Source organism: Frankia sp. Hr75.2 (assembly GCF_949319125.1).
Classification (GTDB): domain Bacteria; phylum Actinomycetota; class Actinomycetes; order Frankiales; family Frankiaceae; genus Parafrankia; species Parafrankia soli.
In genome coordinates this window covers 71,088-89,018 of record NZ_CASGGV010000188.1, presented here as the reverse complement: position 1 = coordinate 89,018, position 17,931 = coordinate 71,088, and the positions used below count along the sequence as shown (strand labels likewise).

Genomic DNA, 17,931 nt, shown 5'->3' with positions numbered 1-17,931 from the left:
CCACAACGTCGACGGTGAATCCATCCCGAGCTGGCTCGTCATGGACTCCCGCCACCGCGCCCGCTACCTGTTCGCGTTCCGTCCCAACACCCCCGAGGAATGGCTCACCAGCGGCTACATGAAGAAAGCCGACACGCTCGACGAGCTCGCGCGGGCGTGCGGCATCGACCCCGCGGGGCTGGCCACCACGGTGGCCCGGTTCAACACGTTCGCGGAGCAGGGCACCGACCCCGACTTCCACCGCGGCGAAGGCGCTCATGAAAAGTACCAGGGCGACTACGGCAACAAACCGAACCCGTCGCTCGCGCCCGTCGAGAAGGCACCATTCTACGCCGTCGAACTCTATCCAGGCGACGTCGGCACCAGCGGCGGTCTCCTGTGTGATGAACATGCTCGTGTGCTCGACACCAACCACGACCCGATCCCCGGCCTCTACGCCGCCGGGAACTGCACCGCCTCGGTGATGGGACGCACCTATCTCGGTGCGGGCGCCAGCATCGGGAACAGCTGCGTCTTCTCCTACATCGGCATGAAACACGCCGCACACGCCGCCTCCGGGGACCGAGCGGTCACGTGACCGCAGAACGGAGCGCACGGCCCCGGGGGCCAGTGGTACGCATCGACCCCGTCGGCGCCGACCTCGAACTCGAACCCGGAGAGACGATCATCGAGGCCGCGTGGCGACTCGGGTACCACTGGCCCACCGTCTGCCACGGCCAGGCCACCTGCACGGTCTGCCACCTCGAGGTACTCGGCGGCATCGAACACCTGACACCCCCCGACGACGACGAACAGGACGCCCTCGAACACCGACTTCCCGGCGCACACCGCCGTGACCTCACCCGGCTCCGGCTCGCCTGCCGAGCGCAGGCAACCGGCGACGTCACCGTGCGCAAGAACGGCGTGCGACGCCGCCGGCCCGTACCGACCGGCCCATTCCCGCACGTCGTCGACGAGTAGGAGCGCTGACCTATGGAGCACCCTCATACAGGTGGCGGTCGGGTGACCGGTGAGGACAGGCCCGTACCCGTGGTCGACGACGACAGTCGCGATTTCTGGTGCGGCGGGGCCGCCGGGCAGCTCCTGATCAGCGGGTGCACCGTGTGTGAACGGCTGTTCCATCCGCCGGCGCGGATCTGCCCCGGTTGTTATTCCCGGTCGATCGCGTCCCGGCGGGTCTCGGGCCGCGGGACGGTCGAGTCGTACACGGTGGTGCGCCGTCCGTGGGTGCCCGGCTACGAGCCGCCCTATGTCGTGGCCCGGGTGGTGCTCGCCGAGCAGCCCGACCTGCACCTGTTGACCAATGTGGTCGACTGCGACGTCGAGGCGGTCAGCACCGGTATGGAGGTCGAGGTGACCTTCGAACAGCGAGGGGACGTGTTCGTACCCATGTTCCGGCCGGTCGTATGAACTCCGCCGGTCCCGTGAACGTCGAGCGCCAGGCGATCGTCTCCGGCATCGGGCGGTCACCGTCCGGGCGGCGGCTGAACCGGTCCGCAATGGATCTGACTCTGGACGCCTGTCTGGCGGCCATCGCTGATGCCGGTCTGACCCCGCGCGACGTCGACGGGCTCACCTCCTGGCCCGACCACGCCGCCCCGCACGGCTTCGGCGGCCCCCGGGTCGGTGAGCTGCACACGCTCCTGCGCCTGGACCTGTCGTGGATCCTGGGCTGCGGGGACGGCGCCAACGTCATCGGAATCCTCGGGATCGCCGCCCACGCGGTGGCCGCCGGTCTCGCCCGGCACGTGCTGGTCTACCGGACCGTCGGCGAGGCGACCAGCCAGGGCACCGGCCGCCGCCCGGCGGTGATGGCCGACCCCGGGGCCGCGCCGTGGAAGGCCACCTACGGGGTCGGTTCGCCGGTGCAGTTCGCGGCCCTGTGGGCCCAGCACCATTTCGACCGCTACGGCACCACCCGGGAGCAGCTCGGCTGGGTCGCCGTGAACGACCGGCGGAACGCCGCCGGTAACCCGGACGCGGTCTACCGCGACCCGATGACGATCGACGACTACCTCGCGGCACGGATGATCAGCGAACCGCTGTGTCTGTTCGACTGCGACATCCCGGCGGACGGGTCGATCGCCTTCGTCGTCTCGCGCGCCGACCACCGCCGTGACGTCGACCGGCCCGTCTTCTTCGAAGCGCTGGGTGGTGGGCGGCCGATGACGTCGAGCTGGGAGTTCTGGCCGGACCTTGACGTCATGGCCGCGACGAAGGCCGCCGAGCAGCTGTGGTCACGTACCTCGCTGCGGCCCGGCGACGTCGACGTCGCGGGTCTCTACGACGGCTTCAGCATCTTCGTCCTGTACTGGCTGGAGGCGCTCGGGTTCTGCGGCCGCGGCGAGTCCGGGCCGTTCGTCGAAGGCGGCACCCGCATCGCCCGTGACGGTGAGCTGCCACTCAACACCTCCGGTGGGCAACTGTCAGAGGGCCGCTACCTCGGCTTCGGTCTGGCCTACGAGACCTTCCTGCAGTTACGGAACCAGGCCGGCACTCGGCAGGTCACCGACGCCGAGGTCGGCCTCGTCACGGGCGGCGGCGGCCCGCTCGCCCAGGCATTTCTCTTCACCAACGACCGCTGAGCCGGCGAGAGCCTCCTCCCATGAGCCCATGGATCGCTTCTACCGGCCCGCCGAGAAAACATCCTGACCACGCTGAGGACGGTGCTGCGCTATGAGGGACATCGCGGGTACCGAGCAGGCGGCGATCCAGCAGCTGCTCGACAAGCAGGCGATCCGCGAGGCGACCATGCGGTACTGCCGCGGTGTGGACCGTTGCGATCCGGACCTCATCAGCTCCGCGTACCACCCTGATGCGATCGACGATCACGGCGACCAGCGCTACTCGGGTAGAACCGTAGGCCGAGGTGTCGCCGACCTCGTGCGCTCGGCGAAGGTCTCGATGAACCAGGTCACGAACCAGCTCATCACGCTGCACGATGACAGGACGGCGGGTTGCGAGACGTACTTCACGGTGTGGCGGAGCATCGAGACCGAAGGTGAGGACCGCGTCCTCCTCGCGATCGGGCGGTACATCGACCGCTTCGAACGCCGCGAGGGCGAATGGAAGATCGCGCACCGGCTTGTGATTGTCGACCTGACACATGTCGTCCCGGCGAGCGGCCTGATGCGGCCGTCGCGGCCCGGTCTCGGCTCCCGCGACCGGAATGACCCTTCGTATGCGGCGCTTGAGAGCCCTGACACCGGATGGACACGCCCCCTGCCAGCACAGCCCTAGGTCGCGTTGGAAAGAGGAGACGGCCGATGGGTCCCCGCCACTGCGTCCATCGGCAGGCTAACCTCGGCCCGCCACTGTTTGGCGCGCGCCGCCCGACGCCCAGAGCCGCCGGCGGGCCGACAGTTCACCCCTTGCGCATTTCCGCAAACTTGTATACAACCTGATCTGAAAGTTGTATACAAGCAATGTGAAGGGGGAGTCGATGGCCGCCGCCAGCGCACCGACGACGCAGCTGACCGCGTTCGTCGCCCTGGACTTCACCGGGTACATCGTCGAGCGCTTCAGCCACGACCCAGCCGTCGCGGAGCGGGCCTCCCATGCGATGACCTTGGCCCGGCGGGCCGGCGTGCCGGTCTTTCATGTGGTGCCGGAGTCGATGGTGGACGACATCCATCCGTTGCTGGCGCCGATCGACGGCGAGCCCGTCCTGAGCAAGACGACCATCGGCGCTTTCGCCACCACCGGCCTGCACGACCTGCTGCAGCGAGCGGGGATCAGGCAGATCGTCATCGCGGGTGTGGCGACCGCGGGGACCGTCCTGTCCACCGCCAGGTGGGCGTTCGACGTCGGCTACCAGGTCATTGTCTGCTCGGACGCGTGCGACGACCCCGAACCGGAGGCACACGCCGCGCTCGTCGACGCCGCTGTCTTCCCGCAGAGCTGGATCGGGCTGTGGCGGATCGCGAACGTGCTGCCGACCGCCGAGATCGCCGTGCTCCAGACAAGGGAGTCCGCAGGCACGGGGGTCCAACCATTCGAAGCTCCGTTCACCCAGGGAGGTACGTCGGGATGATGACCCAGGCGCAGCGCGAGGCGGCCTATGAACGGGTCCGCCGAGAGCTCGGCATCGACCGGGTCGGTACCGCGCCCGACGCACCGGTGCTGCGATCCCGCCAGGGCGGTGCGCCCGCGCGGCCGGCGTATGCCTTACCCGTGGAGGCCGAGATCCACGGCGCCCAGTTGTACGAGTACGAGATCTGGGGCCGGCCGGGGCTCGACCTCCGGACGCGGAGTTTCATCACTGTGGCCGTCCTGACGGCCCTGGGCCGGGAAGACCAGCTCTACCGGTACGTCAACAGCGCGCTGAACATCGGGATCACTCCGGAGGAGATCCACGAGACGTTGCTGCACGCCGGTGTGTACAGCGGCCTGCCGGCCTGGGAGAACGCGGCCGGTGTCGCGGGTGAGGTGTTCGTCGCTCGGGGGCTGGTGCCGGCGGGCTCGGGTGCCCCGGTGGAGCCGAAGCCCGCGATGGACCACGAGGAGCGGCGCGCGGCCAGGAACCGGGTGGTCGCCGCCCTGGGCGTCGGGCGTATCGGCCTCGGTCCCGACGCCCCCCTGCTCGAGCCGCTGCCCGGCAGCCCCTTCCCGGCCGCCAAACCAGGCCGGCTGGCCTTCGAGCAGGAACTGGCCGGGATCACCGCCGACTACGGTTACGGCGAGGTGTGGGGCCGGCCCGGGCTCGATCTGCGCACCAGGAGCTTCATCACCGTGAGCGTCCTGCAGGTCCAGTATCAGAACGACCAGCTGCACATCCACGTCAACAATGCACTGAACCTGGGGATCACGCCCGAGGCGGTCGGCGAGGCGATCACCCAGGCCGGCATCTACGACGGTGGGTCGGGGTGGCACAACGCCATGAACGTCGCCCGGCACGTCTTCCTTCAGCACGGCATCGCCGAAGGTGACTGATGGGCATCCTCGACGGCAAGGTCGCCGTGATCACGGGTGCGGGGCGGGGTATCGGCAAGGCCTCGGCGGCGGTGTTCGTGCGCGAGGGCGCCAGGGTGCTCGCCGCGGACATCAGCGGGGAGGAGAAGGCGACCGCGACCGAGTACGGGCCGCGGGGTATCCGGGCCAACGTGATCGCGCCGGGGTTCACACTCACGGAGAAGAACCGGGAGGCGCCGGCGAACGCGATGCGCTCGCTGGGCGCGAAGGCGGCGCTCGACCGGGCGGGGGAGGCGCGTGAGCAGGCCGAGGTGGCGGCGTTCCTCGCCTCCGACCGCGCCTCGTTCGTCACCGGGGTGATCATCGCGGTCGACGGCGGCTGGTCGGCGCGCCTTGCCTGACGACCGCGACCCGGCGGCCGCGTGCATCCGCCTACCAGCACGGGATGATCGACGACCGGTGCGACGGCGGGACTCCCGTGTCGCTGGCCCTGATCCCCAGGGGGACGCCGAGCCGGCGTCCGCCGGGTTGGACGAGACGGAGAACCGCCGTTGAAAGCCGCTGCATTCGACTACCACGTGCCGGAGTCTGTTGACGCGGCGGTGGCCCTGCTGGCCGAGCTCGGAGACGAGGCGAAGGTCCTCGCCGGCGGCCAGAGCCTTGTCCCGGTGATGGCGATGCGGCTCGGGCGGCCCGAGCACATCGTCGACGTCAACCGCATCGAGGCGCTTGCCGGCGCCACCCGGTCGAACGGCACGCTGCGGGTGGGAGCGCTGACGCGGCACCGCGCTCTGGAGACCGACGTGCTCATTCGAGACTCGGTGCCGTTGTTGGCCCGTGCCGCGCCCCACATCGGGCATTTCCAGATCCGCAACCGTGGCACCGTGGGCGGCTCGCTCGCCCACGCCGACTCGGCCGCGGAGCTGCCCGCGGTCGCCGTCGCGCTCGACGCCGAGATCGAGGTGCGCAGCACCCGGGGGAGCCGGCGCATCCGGGCCGCCGACTTCTTCGTGTCGATCTTCATGACGGCGCTGGAGCCCGACGAGCTGGTGACCGCGGTGCACCTTCCGGTGTGGGGGCGTGGCTGCGGCTTCGCCGTGGCGGAGTTCGCGCGTCGGCACGGCGACTTCGCGCTGGCCGGTGCCGCGTGTGGGGTGCAGGTCGATGGCGGGCGCATCGTACGGGCGGCGGTCGGGCTGATCGGGATGGGCAGCGTTCCGGTGCGGGCCCGGCTGGCCGAGCAGACCCTGATCGGTGCGGACGCCCACGAGGTGGACCTCGCCTCGATCGGGCGCGACGCGGTCGCGGCACTCGACCCGCCCTCGGACGCCCACGGCTCCGCCGCTTACCGGCGCCACCTCGGCGCTCAGATGACTGCGCGAGCACTTGGCCGGGCCCTCGCGGAGGCCCAGGGACAGGAACGGAACCCAGGCCAGAGCCAGGCCCAGGCCGAGGCGGGAGGCGCCGCATGACCGAGATGGATGTGAACCTGATCGTGAACGGCGAACGCTGTCGCGCCCGGGTCGAGCCGCGCAAGACTCTCGCCGACCTGCTGCGGGAGGACCTCGGGCTGACCGGCACCCACCTGGGGTGCGAGCACGGGGTCTGCGGGTCGTGCACAGTGCTGCTCGACGGCCTGGCTGTCCGGTCCTGCCTGATGTTCGGGGTGCAGGCGGACGGAAGCGAGGTGACCAGCGTCGAGGGGCTGGCGGGCGATCCGGAATCGCTCAGCCTGGTGCAGCGCGCCTTCCAGGAGACACATGGGTTGCAGTGCGGTTTCTGCACCCCCGGGTTCGTCATATCGGTCACGGCTTTCCTGGAGGATGTGCCGGATCCGACCGACGAGCAGATCCGGGACGGCCTGAGCGGAAACCTCTGCCGCTGCACCGGCTACCAGGGCATTGTGCACGCCGTCCGGCTTGCGGCGCGGCTGCGCCGCGAGGAACGCGCCGAAACCTCGGGGTAGGTGTGCGGGAGCTCGCTGAGTAGGTGCGCGGATGGCGGTCAGCCGGGATGGTGGCACGCCGACCGCCGTTTCCGCAGGGACCGCATCGATTCATGGCACCGCGAGTTTGAAGGAGATCGGATGAAACTGGAGAACACCTTCAGTGTCCCCGTGCCTGTCGACGACACGTGGCGGGTCCTGCTCGACATCGAGCGGGTCGCGCCCTGTGTGCCCGGAGCGACCCTCACCTCGCGTGACGGCGACAGCTTCAGCGGCAAGGTCAAGGTCAAGCTCGGGCCGATCGGTCTCACCTACGGCGGCACAGCGACGTTCCTTTCCCTGGACGAGGCGGCCAAGGTCGCGGTCATCGAGGCCAGTGGCCGGGAGACCCGCGGCGGCGGAACCGCCAAGGCGGTCGTCACCTGCCGGCTCGTGGACACCGGGGGCGCGACCGACGTCCTCGTCGAGACGGACCTCGCGATCACTGGCAAACCCGCCCAGTTCGGCCGCGCCGCTCTCGCCGACGTCACGGCCATCCTCATCGGCCAGTTCGCGGCGAACCTGGCCAGCGAGATCACCGGTGCCGCCGCGCCCGTACTGGGTGAGACGGCCGGTGGTAAGTCCGCGGTCAACGGGGCGACACCCGCACCCGCGCCCGTAAACGACTGCATCCCGTTCTCGCCCGCGACCCCACCGCGGGTGCGGGCGGCCGACTCCCGCCAAAAGGGCGCCTCCCACCGGGCAGCCGAGCCGATCGACCTGCTCGGGACGGCCGGTGGCGGGGTTCTCAAGCGCGTAGGCCCTTCGGTCGCCGGAACAGTTCTGCTGGTAGCCCTCCTGCTCCTCTGGAGGCGGCGCACCTGACGGCGCCCCGGTGACCGGTCGCCGGTGCCCGGCACGTCCCGCAACGGTGGAGCGAGAGTTCAGACCGCATCGACGAGGGAGAGTTCCACATGCCAGTGACTGTCTTTAAGGATGCGCCGTCCGACGAGGTGGCGCCGGGTGTGACGCGTTCGCGGCTGGAGCCGGGCGGCAAGGACGGCCCGGGCGGCATCGTGCGGGACTCGGATCAGCCCGGGGGCTGCACGTGGACCCAGATGTGGTTCTTAGGGCGACCCGAGGACTCCTGGCGCATGATGCTGCCCGACATTCGGATGGCGCCGAACCAGCTCTGGCCGCTGCACTGGCACGACTGCTGGACCGCGGTGGTGGTGCTGGACGGCAGCGTCCTGATGGGGGACTGGTGGATGAAGCGGGGCGACGTGCTCATCGCCGCGCCGGGCGTCGAGTACGGGCTCCTGCTGAACGGTCCCAAGGGCTGCGAGCTGCTCGAGATCTTCGCCCGTGACATCCTCTCGCCCGGCGGCTACGGCGAGGAGTACCGCGACCATCCCACCCTCGCGTATCTCAAGGGTCTCGAGGCGATCGACTTCGTCCCGCGGCCGCCGGCCCGGGTGGAGAACGGGAGCCGGCAGGTCGTTCCGGTCGACGCAACGCCTGGTCTGCAGAAGGGTCACCTCGACGGCAACGCCTGGTGGGACCTGGGCGACCCGGGTGATCCCGAGCGGGGGATCGTCTTCGACCGGAAGCTGGCGGCGGGCGCGACGCTCCCGTCCGGGTCCGTCGACGACTGGCGCGGCACGCTCGTCCTCGACGGCTCGATGACCGTCGGCGACACGGAGTTCGTCAAGGGCGACGTCCTGCTCGTCGAGCCTGCCGCGAAGGTGCCCGAGATCACCGGCGGCGCCGGCGGTGTCCATCTCCTGGAGCTGGCGCGCACCGCCGCGGCGCTGACGCGTTGAGTTCCTCCAAGGGCTGGATTTTCCAAGTGCAAGGAAGTGGTGATGTACGTGGGCCGAGTGGCAGTCGTGACAGGTGGCGCATCGGGGATGGGGGCGTCCATCTGCGAGCATCTTGCTCGGCGCGGGGACCGCGTGGCGGTGCTCGACGTGAACGGGGACGCGGCGCAGCAGATGGCCGAGAATCTGAGGGGACGTGGCGCACAGGCCATGTCGTGTGCCGTGGACGTCTCCGACCGTGCGGCGGTCGAGGAGACGCTGGCCCAGGTACGCGGCGAGCTCGGGCCAGTCGAGATCATGGTGACCTCGGCGGCGATCTCGCGGTGGGAGGCGTTCGGCGAGATTCCCCTTGACTCGTGGGAACGTGTCCTCGCGGTGAACCTCACCGGCACGTTCCACTGCCTGCAGGCGGCGATCCCCGACATGGTCGCGGCCGGCTGGGGCCGCATCGTCACGATCACGTCGTCGGCTGTCCAGATCATGACCTCCAATCATGCGCATTACGTCGCGTCGAAGGGCGGCGTGGTCGCGCTGACGAGAGCGGTTTCCTCCGAGTACGCGCAGCTGGGGATCACGGCGAACACCATCGCGCCTCACATCATCGATACCCCGATGCTCCGCCAGGCCCGCGCGGAGCTCGGTGATCCGACGGGCGACGGAGGCGCCAGCCGCATTCCCGTCGGCCGGCTGGGCACCGGCGACGACATCGCCGCTGCCTGCCTGTACCTGTGCTCTGAGGAGGCCAGCTACATCACGGGGCAGCTGTTCGGTGTCAATGGCGGTGCCGTCGCGTGACGTCGGGTCATCTGGGGCCGTCGGTTGCTTCCCGCATGATTCGAGAAACGTGAGAGGATCGCAAGCGATGGGGACATTCACCGAGCACGACGGTCTCTTCCTTAACCATGTCGAGCTGCTGCACCGGCCTGGAGATGGCCAGCTCGCGGTCACGTTGTTCGAGACGCTGGATTGCACCGTCGTAGACATCACAAGAGAGCTTGGGTCGAGTTCGGCGTACCTGGGTGTCTTCCGGGGAGCGAGCCAACATGATTCGCTCAACAACGTCCTGTACGTCTCCGAGATCCGCGAACCTCAACACCAGTTCGAAGACGTCCTCGGGCGCCGGATGCAGGACGACGACGAGCTCCGCGCCGCACTCGAGCAGTACGACCTGGCGCGGACGAAACCTGGCCATGTCATGCATTTCGGGTTGCGGTACCCGGGCTTCGAGGAGCTCGAGACGGTGATCCACCGCCTCGAGCACGAGCTTCCCGCCGAACTCGCCGGTCGTGTGACCGTCTACCCGCCCTTTCCGATCGAGCTTCGAGCGCTCGCCACCGAGGTCCTCCAGGTTTTCGTCTACACCGATGTCGTCGGTCTGGGTTTCTTCCCGTTCGGGCAGCTCATTGAACTCCAGGCACAACGCCCACTGAGGGAGTAGCGGTCGCTGCTCTCCCTACCTACACCAAAATACGGCGCGAGGGGCCGTACGGCCGATCGCCAGCGAGGACGACGCGCTGCATTACCCGGGAGGTGTCGTAGTCGGGCACGGCGTAGTGCTGGGCGGCGAGGTTGTCCCAGATCGCCAGGTCGTTGGGGGCCCACCGGTATCGCATGGTGAAGTCGGGCGATTTCACGTGCTCGAACAGGAGCGCGAGCAGGTGGGCGCTTTCGGCGGGCTGCAGCTCCACGATGCGGGTGGTCCATGCCTCGTTGAGGAACAGGGCTTTCCGTGCAGCGCCTGCCGTATGGCCCGCACCGTGTCCGGGCCGAGCGGCTCGCGGAGATCGACACCGCTGATGGTCGCTCCCACCACCGGCGTCACCGGTCGTACGTCCGGAGCCGTCGTTGTCGCCATCTCGTCTTCCTCTCTGGCGTGGTGTGTGCGGACCTGACGGGCCGCTGCCCAGGCGGCGATGAGACGACGGGCCGGTGGGGAGTTTTCGCCGCACCGTCGTGACCTTTCGCGGCGGCCGAGTGACGTCTGGAGCGTCCTCGGGAAGTCGGGACGGAACGGGGCCAGGCGTGAGGAAGCGACCGGACGTCGTCCCAGGTGTATACAACTGCTGGGGTAATGTTGTATACAAGTCTCATGCCGAAGACCGGATGGGGCGACACCGAAGACGGGAGGACGAGCCCGTGCCGGATCAGCTCAGGTACGACCTGCTGGCGGGCGTGAAGGTGGTCGAGGTGGCGGCGTGGCTGTTCGCGCCGTCGTGTGGGGCGATCCTCGCTGACTGGGGCGCCGACGTCATCAAGATCGAGCCGACGCGGAACGGCGGTGATCCTTATCGGGGGTTCTTCCACACCGGCCCGGTGAATCCGACGATCGAGCTGGCCAACCGGGGCAAGCGCAGCGCGGCCGTCGACCTGTCGACGCCCGCTGGCCACGAGGTGCTGTTACGCCTGGTCGCGGACGCCGACGTGTTCATCACCAACCTGCTGCCCGATCCGCGGGGGCGGCTCGGCGTCGAGATCGCCGACATCCGGGCGGCCAATCCCTCGATCATCTACGTGCGGGCCAGCGGCTACGGGCCTCGTGGCCCGGATGCCGAGACCCCCGGCTTCGACGCCGCGGTCGCGTGGGCCCGCGTCGGCATCGCCCAGTTCCTCACCCCGCCGGACGCCCGCCAACCGACCCATCCGCCGGGCGGCATCGGCGACTGCGTCGGGGGGCTCGGCGGCGCCGGCGCCGTCGCCGCCGCCCTGTTCAAGCGGGCGAGCACGGGCGTCCCGTCGGAGGTCGACATCTCGCTGCTCGCCGGCGGCATGTGGATGAACGCCACCGTCCTGATGACGGAGGCCAACGCCGGGCCGGAGGGCCCGCTGATGCAACGGGCCGACCGTCGGACGGTCCGCAATCCGTTGTCGAACAGCTATCAGACGAAGGACGGCCGCTGGCTGTCGATGGTCGTCATCCAGCCAGACCCGCACTGGCGCGGCTTCTGCGAGCACATCGGCCGACCGGAACTGGCCGACGACCCGCGTTTTGTGGACTTCCACGCCCGCATGACCCACAACACCGAGCTGATCGGCCTGCTTGAGGAGGTGTTCGCGTCCCGCACCGTGAACGAGTGGCGCGAAGCGCTGGCCACGTTCACCGGGGTGTGGGACGTGCTCCAGACACCCGCCGAGGTCGTGCGTGATCCGCAGGTGCTCGCCAACGGCTACCTCGTCCCGGGGGAGGATCCCGGGCCGCCGCTGTCGTTCGTGGCATCGCCGGCGCAGTTCGACGGGCAGCCGCTCACCGCGATGCGGCGGGCGCCCGAGCACGGCCAGCACACCGAGGAGGTCCTCCTGGCGTGTGGCTACTCGTGGGACGACATCACCGCCCTCAAGGAGCAGGGCGCCATCATCTGAGAGGGGAACGCACCATGGATTACAAGGTCATCTCGGCGGACAACCACATCATCGAGGCGCCGCACACGTTCACCACCTACCTACCCAAGGAGTACCGGGACCGGGCGCCGCGCATCCTGCGCGGCGCGGACGGTGGTGACGGCTGGAGCTTCGACGGCAAGCCGCCGGGCAAGACGTTCGGGCTGAACGCCGTAGCCGGCCGCCCGTTCGAGGACTACAAGGCCAGCGGCCTGACCGTCGATGAGATCCTCCCGGGCAACTACGACGGCGCCGCCCACCTGAAGGACATGGACGCCGACGGCGTGGACGCCGCCACCATCTACCCGATGGCCTCTCTCACGTCGTACACGCTCGACGATCGACCCTTCGCCCTCGCCATCCTGCGGGCCTACAACGACTGGCTGCTCGACGAGTTCTGCGCCGTCAACCCGCGGCGGCTCATCGGTCTGCCGCTCCTGCCGGTCGACGACGGCATGGACGTCCTGCTCGCCGAACTCGAGCGGGTGGCTGCCAAGGGTGCCAAGGGAGCCTTCCTCCCCTACTGGAGTGAGCGTCCGTACTACGACAGCTACTACGAGCCGCTCTGGACGGCGGCCGAGCAGGCGCCGGTGACGCTGTGCATCCACCGCACCATGGGCGGGAAGGAACCGGCGGGGCAGGCCACCCCGAGGCCGGAGGCCGCCGCGGGTGTCAACCTCGCCGGTATCGTCCAGCGGTTCTTCACCGGCGTCGCGCCGTTCTCCCAGCTGACCTTCACCGGTGTGTTCGAACGGCACCCCGGCCTGAAGTTCGTCGACGCCGAGGTCAACTTCGGGTGGCTGCGGTTCTGGGCCCTGATGATGGACCAGGAGTTCGAGCGCCAGAAGCACTGGGCCAACCCGCCGCTGCACACCCCGCCCCACGAGTTCATCGGCAAGAACCTTTTCGTCAGTGTGCTCGACGACTTCGTCGGCTTCGAAGACGCCAAGCGCGACCCGCTCGTGGCGTCGGCCGCCATGTTCTCCATCGACTACCCGCACAGCGGGACGCTGTTCCCGAAGACCCAGCAGTACATCGCCGAGCTGACCCCAGGCCTCGACGACGACCGCAAGCACGCCATCCTCGCGGGGAACGCCGTGCGGGTGTTCAACCTCGCGTGATCGACCCGAACCTCGACCACGTCGGCCTCGTGGTGCCGGAGCTCGAGCCGGCGATGGCGGCGCTGTCCACCCAGCTCGGCCTGGAGTGGATGGGGATCTTCGAGCCCACGCTGGTGATGCGCGACGACGAGCACGGCACCCGCGACGTCCAGCTCAGGATTGCCGTCACGGCGCAGTACCCGCGCCTGGAATTGATCCAGACGATTCCGGACTCACCGTGGGCGCTTGTCGAGAGCGGCATGCTCCTGCACCACCTCGCCTACTACACGGGCGACCTGGCGGCGGACAGCGGCCGGCTGGCCGGGCCGTGCCCGATCGAGATCCATGGTGTCGGCGCGGACGGGAAGACCCCGAAAAGGTTCACCTACCATCTGCACAACGGGCTGCGGTTCGAACTCCTTGATCAACATTCCGGTAGGGCAGAATAAGGGCGGTGACACAGCCGACGCCGACCCAGGGTTCGCCCGCTCGCGGCAACGTGCAGGCACTCGTCGATACCATCCGTGGACGGATCATCCGCGGCCAGTTCGCGCCCGGCCAGCGTCTTAAGGAGGAGTGGCTCGCCGCCGAGTTCGGTGTGTCACGGATCCCGATGCGGGAGGCGCTGCGGGCGCTGGCGTCCGAGGGATTCGTCCGGTCCGAACGCTATGGCGGCACCTTCGTCGCCACCCTGGACGCCGAGGCCGCCCATGACCTGCTCGATGTGCGGGCGGTCCTGGAGCCGCTGGCCGCGGCGCAGGCGGCGATGCGGTGCACCCCCGAGCACCTCGAGACGTTCCGTCGGCTCCTCGACGAGGGTGACCGAGCGTTCCGGGAGCGGCGGCCCGAGGACACCCGCACGGTGAAGGGGCAGCTTTACGAGCACCTGGCATTGGCGTCCGGGAACAGCACGCTGATCGCACTGATGCGTGTCGTGCGCTTCAAGATTGAGTGGGCCACCTCAATCGAGCTCATCGAGCAGATTCCGGAGGAGACGCGGAACCTCCGGGCGAAGCTCGTTCGCGAAATGGTCGATGCGATGGCTGACCGCGATCCCGCTCGGGCGGCGACGGCGGCGGCGGCCATCATCGACGCGACCTATGCCTCCCAAGGCTGGCGGCGTGTCGTCGACGTCCGGTTCGAAGCCGCCAGCAAGTCCCCATAGCTAATCGCGCGGAGGAGGTCACGAGCCTTGTCACGGTTCTTATGCATAGGCGCACGTGAAGATCGGAGCTCACCCGTTCCGGTCCCCGGCCCCGGCTGCGGACTCGCGGAGCGACGCGGAAGGTCGGCGCCGGCGTTCGGTGGCGCGGCGGTACCTGAGCCGGTGTCGTACCGATGAGATTCGTCGGCGAGCGGGTGGCGAGAGTCGAGGACCCGCGGTTGTTGACGGGCCGCGGAAAGTTCGTCGACGACGTGACGTTGCCGCGCATGCTCCATGTCGCTTTCGTGCGCAGCCCCATGGCCCACGCTCGGATCAACAGCATCGACACCTCGGCGGCGCGAGCGGTGCCCGGCGTCGTGGCGGTGTTCACCGGCGCCGACCTGGCAGCAGGCTGCAATCCCCTCACGGGATTGCGCAATGGACCGAAATGGCCGACGTTCCGTGCTTTGCCCACGGACAAGGCGAGGTTCGTCGGCGATCCGCTCGTGATGGTCGTGGCCGACAGCCGGTACATAGCCGAGGACGCGTGCGAGCTGGTCGACATCGACTACGAGCCGCTTCCGGCGGTGACCGGTTACGAGACCGCCCTCGACCCCGCATCACCGGCCATCTTCGACGAACTCGGCGACAACATCGTGGCGACGAGCCCGCCCGTCACCCTGGGTGACATCGATGCCGCCTTCGCCGAGGCCGACCAGGTGGTGCGGGCGACCTTGCGCCAACACCGTGTCGCCAACGTCCCCCTGGAAACGAGGGGCGGGATCGCCGACTACGACCCGGCCTCGGGGGAGCTGACCTTCATCGCATCGACCCAGACCCCGCACGGCCTGCGTCAGGCACTGGCCCAGGCTCTCGACCATCCCTTGGAACGGCTGCGGGTGCTTGCGGGTGACGTGGGTGGTGGCTTCGGCCTCAAGGGTGTGGTGGGGCGCGAGGACTTCTGCATCGCGCTGGCCAGTAAGCGGCTCGGCCGTCCGGTCAAATGGGTGGAGGACCGCAACGAGCACCTTCTCGCGTCCGGCCACGCCCGAGAAGAGAAGATCGACGCGGAACTCGCGCTGAAGGCCGACGGCACGCTGCTCGGGTTGAAGGTGAAGCTCGTCCTGGATGGCGGCGCCTACCCGGCGGTGCCGTTCAGCTGCACGATCTACCCTGAGATGATCTGTACGTCGCTGCCCGGCCCATACCACATCAAAGCCTACAAATATGAAAGCGCCGTCGTCGCCAGCAACAAGGCTACGTACGTCGCCTACCGGGGCCCGTGGGAGATGGAGGTGTGGACGCGGGAACGGCTGCTTGACATCGCGGCCCACGAGCTGGGGCTCGACCCCGCCGACATCCGGCGCCGGAACCTGGTGGCCGGCGAGCCCGGCGACCAGATCATCACAGGCCGCGGCCTCGAGGGCATCACCTCGCGCCGCTCCCTCGAGCAGGCCCTGGACCTCGTCGATTACGACGGGTTCCGCAAGGAGCAGGTAGCCGCCCGTGCCGCGGGCCGCTACCTCGGCATCGGGTTCGCCATCTTCATGGAAGCAGCGCCCGGGCCGCCGGAGCTGCGCGGCAAAGGTGCGCCCTTCGGCGGCGAACAGGCGAAGGCGGCGCTCCAGGCCGACGGTCATCTCCTCGTGACCACCGGTCAGGCCCCGCACGGCCAGGGCCACGAGACGACGCTCGCCCAGGTCGCGGCCGACCAGATGGGTATTCCGCTCGACCACGTGCGGGTGGTCCACGGCGACACCCGTCAGACCCCGTTCAACCTCATCGGCACCGGCGGCAGCCGGGCCGGCACGTGGGCGACGGGTGCCGTGATCGTGACGACCAGGCGGCTGAAGGAAAAGGTGCTGGACATCGCGGCCCACCGGCTGCAGATCGATCCTGGCGACCTCGACATCGTCGACGGGATGGTGACACCGAAGGGGGCGCCGGACAAGGCGATCCCGCTGGCCGACGTGGCGAAGCTGGCGATGATGGCGCCCATGTTCCTCCCGCCGGGCACCGACGTGTCCTTGACGGCGCAGGAGCGCTTCGACGGGTCCGCCGTCACCAGCAGCGGTTGGTCGGGCGGCGCGCATGTCTGCACCGTCGAGGTAGACATCGCCACGGGGCAGGTCCGGATACTTCGTTACGTCGTTGTCGAGGACTGCGGACGGGTGGTCAACCCCGCGATCGTCGAGGGTCAGATCTGCGGCGGTATCGCGCAGGGCATCGGCGAGGTGCTGTACGAGAACGCCGCCTACGACGCCGACGGCAACTTCCTCGCCGCCACGTTCATGGACTACCTGCTCCCGACCGCTGCCGAGATCCCGCACATCGAGATCGAACACATCGATTCCGCAGGCCTCGGCGACTTCGACTTCCACGGTGTCGGCGAAGGCGGGGCGCTGGCAGCCCCGGCGACGCTGACCAACGCCGTGGCGGACGCTCTGCTGCCCTTCGGAGCTCGGGTGGTCGACCAGTACCTTCCCCCAGCGAAGATCCTCGAGCTGGCGGGCGTGATCTCTGCCTGACACTCGTCCACCAGTTGCCCGAAACAGTCCGCAGTCATAGCGGAAGGTGGCCTTCGTGAGCCTCCGTACCACGTCCCCGGCACTGTCCTACCGTTGTGCGCCCTGGACGCACGCGCAGGGCGTCGACCCGGTCGGGTCCGCGCTGACCTGCGACACGCTCGTGCTCATCGAGGTGTCACCGCCCTGGCCCAGGGACGTCGGCGAGATACCGGCCTTCGCCGACCTCCAACGGCGTAACCTTCGCCGAACCAGGGTGCTGGCGGTCAGACCCCCTGCGGACGACCTCAACGACCCGATCGGGAAGGCCGGCGTCCCGCTGGGCTCCGCGGTCGCCAGCGATCAGCCGGGACCGAGCGTCGGGTGCGGCGTGCGGGTGACGATCTGGCGCCGGGTGGACTCGGGCCGTTTCGTGGGTACCGACCACCTCGTGCCCTCCGAAGGCATCGCCGACGAGGTCGCCCGGCTGCTCGAGGCGCCGCAGGCGGACCCGACGAGCCGGATCGCACCCGCCGAGGTGCTGCTGTGTGGGCACGGCGCGCGGGACCGCTGCTGCGCGCGGCTGGGGACTCGCCTGGCGCTGGACGTGGCCACGGCCTGGCCGGGTGTGCGTGTCCGCCGGTGCAGCCACACCGGCGGACACCGCTTCGCGCCGACCGGGTTCACACTGCCGGACGGGCGGGCCTGGGGGTTCCTCGACGCCGAGACCCTCGACGCGATCGTGCGCCGGTCCGGGCCGCCGCCGCTGCGGGGCCACTACCGCGGTGACACCGCGCTGGACACCTGGGGCCAGGTGGCCGAACGGGAGCTGTTCGAGCGGTTCGGCTGGGCCTGGCTGGACCACCAGCTCACCTCCGCACGCACCGAGATCGCCGCCGGGGGACGGTCGGCCACCGTGCAGCTGGCCTGGGGTGGACCGACCGGACCCGCGGCAGCGACCGCGAGGATCGACGTCATCCGCGACGTTCCCGTCCTCGTCTGCGGCGAGCCTCCCGAGCGGGCCGAGAAGACGGCACCGGAACTGGCACTACGCTCCATCAACCTCGCCGGCAGAGGCTGATCATGCCTTGGTCCAGTACAGCCGCATCGGATTGTGGGCCGAGAGCTTCTGCTGTCCTGCCGGCCGGGACTG

Annotated in this window: 21 protein-coding genes; 20 read left to right on the top strand and 1 reads right to left on the bottom strand. The window is 69.2% G+C overall.

Going from position 1 to position 17,931, the window contains the following annotated elements; genetic code table 11:
* The 14 genes from AC559T_RS14535 to AC559T_RS14470 form a co-directional block, all read left to right on the top strand.
* Positions 1-577: FAD-binding protein (locus tag AC559T_RS14535; RefSeq protein ID WP_498869051.1), on the top strand; the 577-nt coding region annotated here is incomplete at its 5' end.
* 32 nt (positions 578-609) lie between these two features.
* The gene (locus AC559T_RS14530) at positions 610-960 is read left to right on the top strand and encodes a 2Fe-2S iron-sulfur cluster-binding protein (protein WP_498869054.1); all 351 of its coding nucleotides are present in this window, start codon (positions 610-612) and stop codon (positions 958-960) included.
* 42 nt (positions 961-1,002) lie between these two features.
* Positions 1,003-1,410 carry a Zn-ribbon domain-containing OB-fold protein gene (locus tag AC559T_RS14525; protein WP_235014054.1) on the top strand — a complete coding sequence of 136 codons (408 nt, stop codon included), beginning with the start codon at positions 1,003-1,005 and terminating at the stop codon, positions 1,408-1,410.
* Positions 1,407-2,585, top strand: a complete 1,179-nt coding sequence (locus AC559T_RS14520) for a thiolase family protein (protein WP_498869050.1) — start codon at positions 1,407-1,409, stop codon at positions 2,583-2,585. The genes AC559T_RS14525 and AC559T_RS14520 overlap by 4 nt, the downstream gene beginning before the upstream one ends.
* 91 nt (positions 2,586-2,676) lie before the next feature.
* Positions 2,677-3,240: a nuclear transport factor 2 family protein gene (locus AC559T_RS14515; protein WP_020462204.1), complete on the top strand. Its 564-nt coding sequence runs from the start codon at positions 2,677-2,679 to the stop codon at positions 3,238-3,240.
* 187 nt (positions 3,241-3,427) lie between these two features.
* Positions 3,428-4,033, top strand: coding sequence for a cysteine hydrolase family protein (locus AC559T_RS14510; RefSeq protein WP_498869049.1), 606 nt, complete (start codon positions 3,428-3,430; stop codon positions 4,031-4,033).
* Positions 4,030-4,932 carry a carboxymuconolactone decarboxylase family protein gene (locus AC559T_RS14505; RefSeq protein WP_498869048.1) on the top strand — a complete coding sequence of 301 codons (903 nt, stop codon included), beginning with the start codon at positions 4,030-4,032 and terminating at the stop codon, positions 4,930-4,932. The genes AC559T_RS14510 and AC559T_RS14505 overlap by 4 nt, the downstream gene beginning before the upstream one ends.
* Complete coding sequence (locus tag AC559T_RS14500; RefSeq protein WP_498869047.1) at positions 4,932-5,312, top strand: SDR family oxidoreductase; 381 nt, start codon at positions 4,932-4,934, stop codon at positions 5,310-5,312. Before AC559T_RS14505 ends, AC559T_RS14500 begins: the two co-directional genes overlap by 1 nt.
* A gap of 150 nt (positions 5,313-5,462) precedes the next feature.
* Positions 5,463-6,383 (top strand): FAD binding domain-containing protein, encoded by a 921-nt coding sequence (locus tag AC559T_RS14495; protein WP_498869046.1) that lies wholly within the window; start codon positions 5,463-5,465, stop codon positions 6,381-6,383.
* The gene (locus AC559T_RS14490; RefSeq protein ID WP_020462199.1) at positions 6,380-6,877 is read left to right on the top strand and encodes a (2Fe-2S)-binding protein; all 498 of its coding nucleotides are present in this window, start codon (positions 6,380-6,382) and stop codon (positions 6,875-6,877) included. Before AC559T_RS14495 ends, AC559T_RS14490 begins: the two co-directional genes overlap by 4 nt.
* A 120-nt stretch (positions 6,878-6,997) precedes the next feature.
* Positions 6,998-7,720, top strand: coding sequence for an SRPBCC family protein (locus AC559T_RS14485; RefSeq protein WP_498869045.1), 723 nt, complete (start codon positions 6,998-7,000; stop codon positions 7,718-7,720).
* Between the two features lie 89 nt (positions 7,721-7,809).
* Positions 7,810-8,658, top strand: a complete 849-nt coding sequence (locus tag AC559T_RS14480) for a cupin domain-containing protein (RefSeq protein WP_112106678.1) — start codon at positions 7,810-7,812, stop codon at positions 8,656-8,658.
* A gap of 42 nt (positions 8,659-8,700) precedes the next feature.
* Complete coding sequence (locus AC559T_RS14475) at positions 8,701-9,450, top strand: SDR family NAD(P)-dependent oxidoreductase (RefSeq protein ID WP_498869044.1); 750 nt, start codon at positions 8,701-8,703, stop codon at positions 9,448-9,450.
* A 67-nt stretch (positions 9,451-9,517) separates the two neighbouring features.
* Complete coding sequence (locus tag AC559T_RS14470; RefSeq protein WP_498869043.1) at positions 9,518-10,093, top strand: hypothetical protein; 576 nt, start codon at positions 9,518-9,520, stop codon at positions 10,091-10,093.
* Positions 10,094-10,112: 19 nt separating this feature from the next.
* On the opposite strand, the gene AC559T_RS14465 is transcribed toward AC559T_RS14470, so the two are convergent.
* Complete coding sequence (locus AC559T_RS14465) at positions 10,113-10,604, bottom strand: TauD/TfdA family dioxygenase (RefSeq protein ID WP_498869042.1); 492 nt, start codon at positions 10,602-10,604, stop codon at positions 10,113-10,115.
* Positions 10,605-10,791: 187 nt separating this feature from the next.
* On the opposite strand from AC559T_RS14465, the gene AC559T_RS14460 reads away from it, so the two are divergent.
* The 6 genes from AC559T_RS14460 to AC559T_RS14435 all read left to right on the top strand — a co-directional run bounded on the left by AC559T_RS14460 (position 10,792) and on the right by AC559T_RS14435 (position 17,859).
* Positions 10,792-12,012: a CaiB/BaiF CoA transferase family protein gene (locus AC559T_RS14460; protein ID WP_498869041.1), complete on the top strand. Its 1,221-nt coding sequence runs from the start codon at positions 10,792-10,794 to the stop codon at positions 12,010-12,012.
* A 14-nt stretch (positions 12,013-12,026) separates the two neighbouring features.
* Positions 12,027-13,151, top strand: coding sequence for an amidohydrolase family protein (locus AC559T_RS14455; RefSeq protein WP_112106682.1), 1,125 nt, complete (start codon positions 12,027-12,029; stop codon positions 13,149-13,151).
* Positions 13,148-13,579 carry a VOC family protein gene (locus tag AC559T_RS14450; RefSeq protein ID WP_498869040.1) on the top strand — a complete coding sequence of 144 codons (432 nt, stop codon included), beginning with the start codon at positions 13,148-13,150 and terminating at the stop codon, positions 13,577-13,579. Before AC559T_RS14455 ends, AC559T_RS14450 begins: the two co-directional genes overlap by 4 nt.
* Before the next feature lie 5 nt (positions 13,580-13,584).
* Complete coding sequence (locus AC559T_RS14445) at positions 13,585-14,295, top strand: GntR family transcriptional regulator (protein ID WP_498869039.1); 711 nt, start codon at positions 13,585-13,587, stop codon at positions 14,293-14,295.
* A gap of 173 nt (positions 14,296-14,468) precedes the next feature.
* Entirely contained in the window at positions 14,469-16,802 is a 2,334-nt protein-coding gene (locus AC559T_RS14440; protein WP_112106685.1) for a xanthine dehydrogenase family protein molybdopterin-binding subunit, read from the top strand.
* A 55-nt stretch (positions 16,803-16,857) separates the two neighbouring features.
* On the top strand, positions 16,858-17,859 hold the full coding sequence (locus tag AC559T_RS14435; protein ID WP_498869038.1) for a ferredoxin family protein: 1,002 nt from the start codon (positions 16,858-16,860) through the stop codon (positions 17,857-17,859).
* Positions 17,860-17,931: the final 72 nt, after the last annotated feature.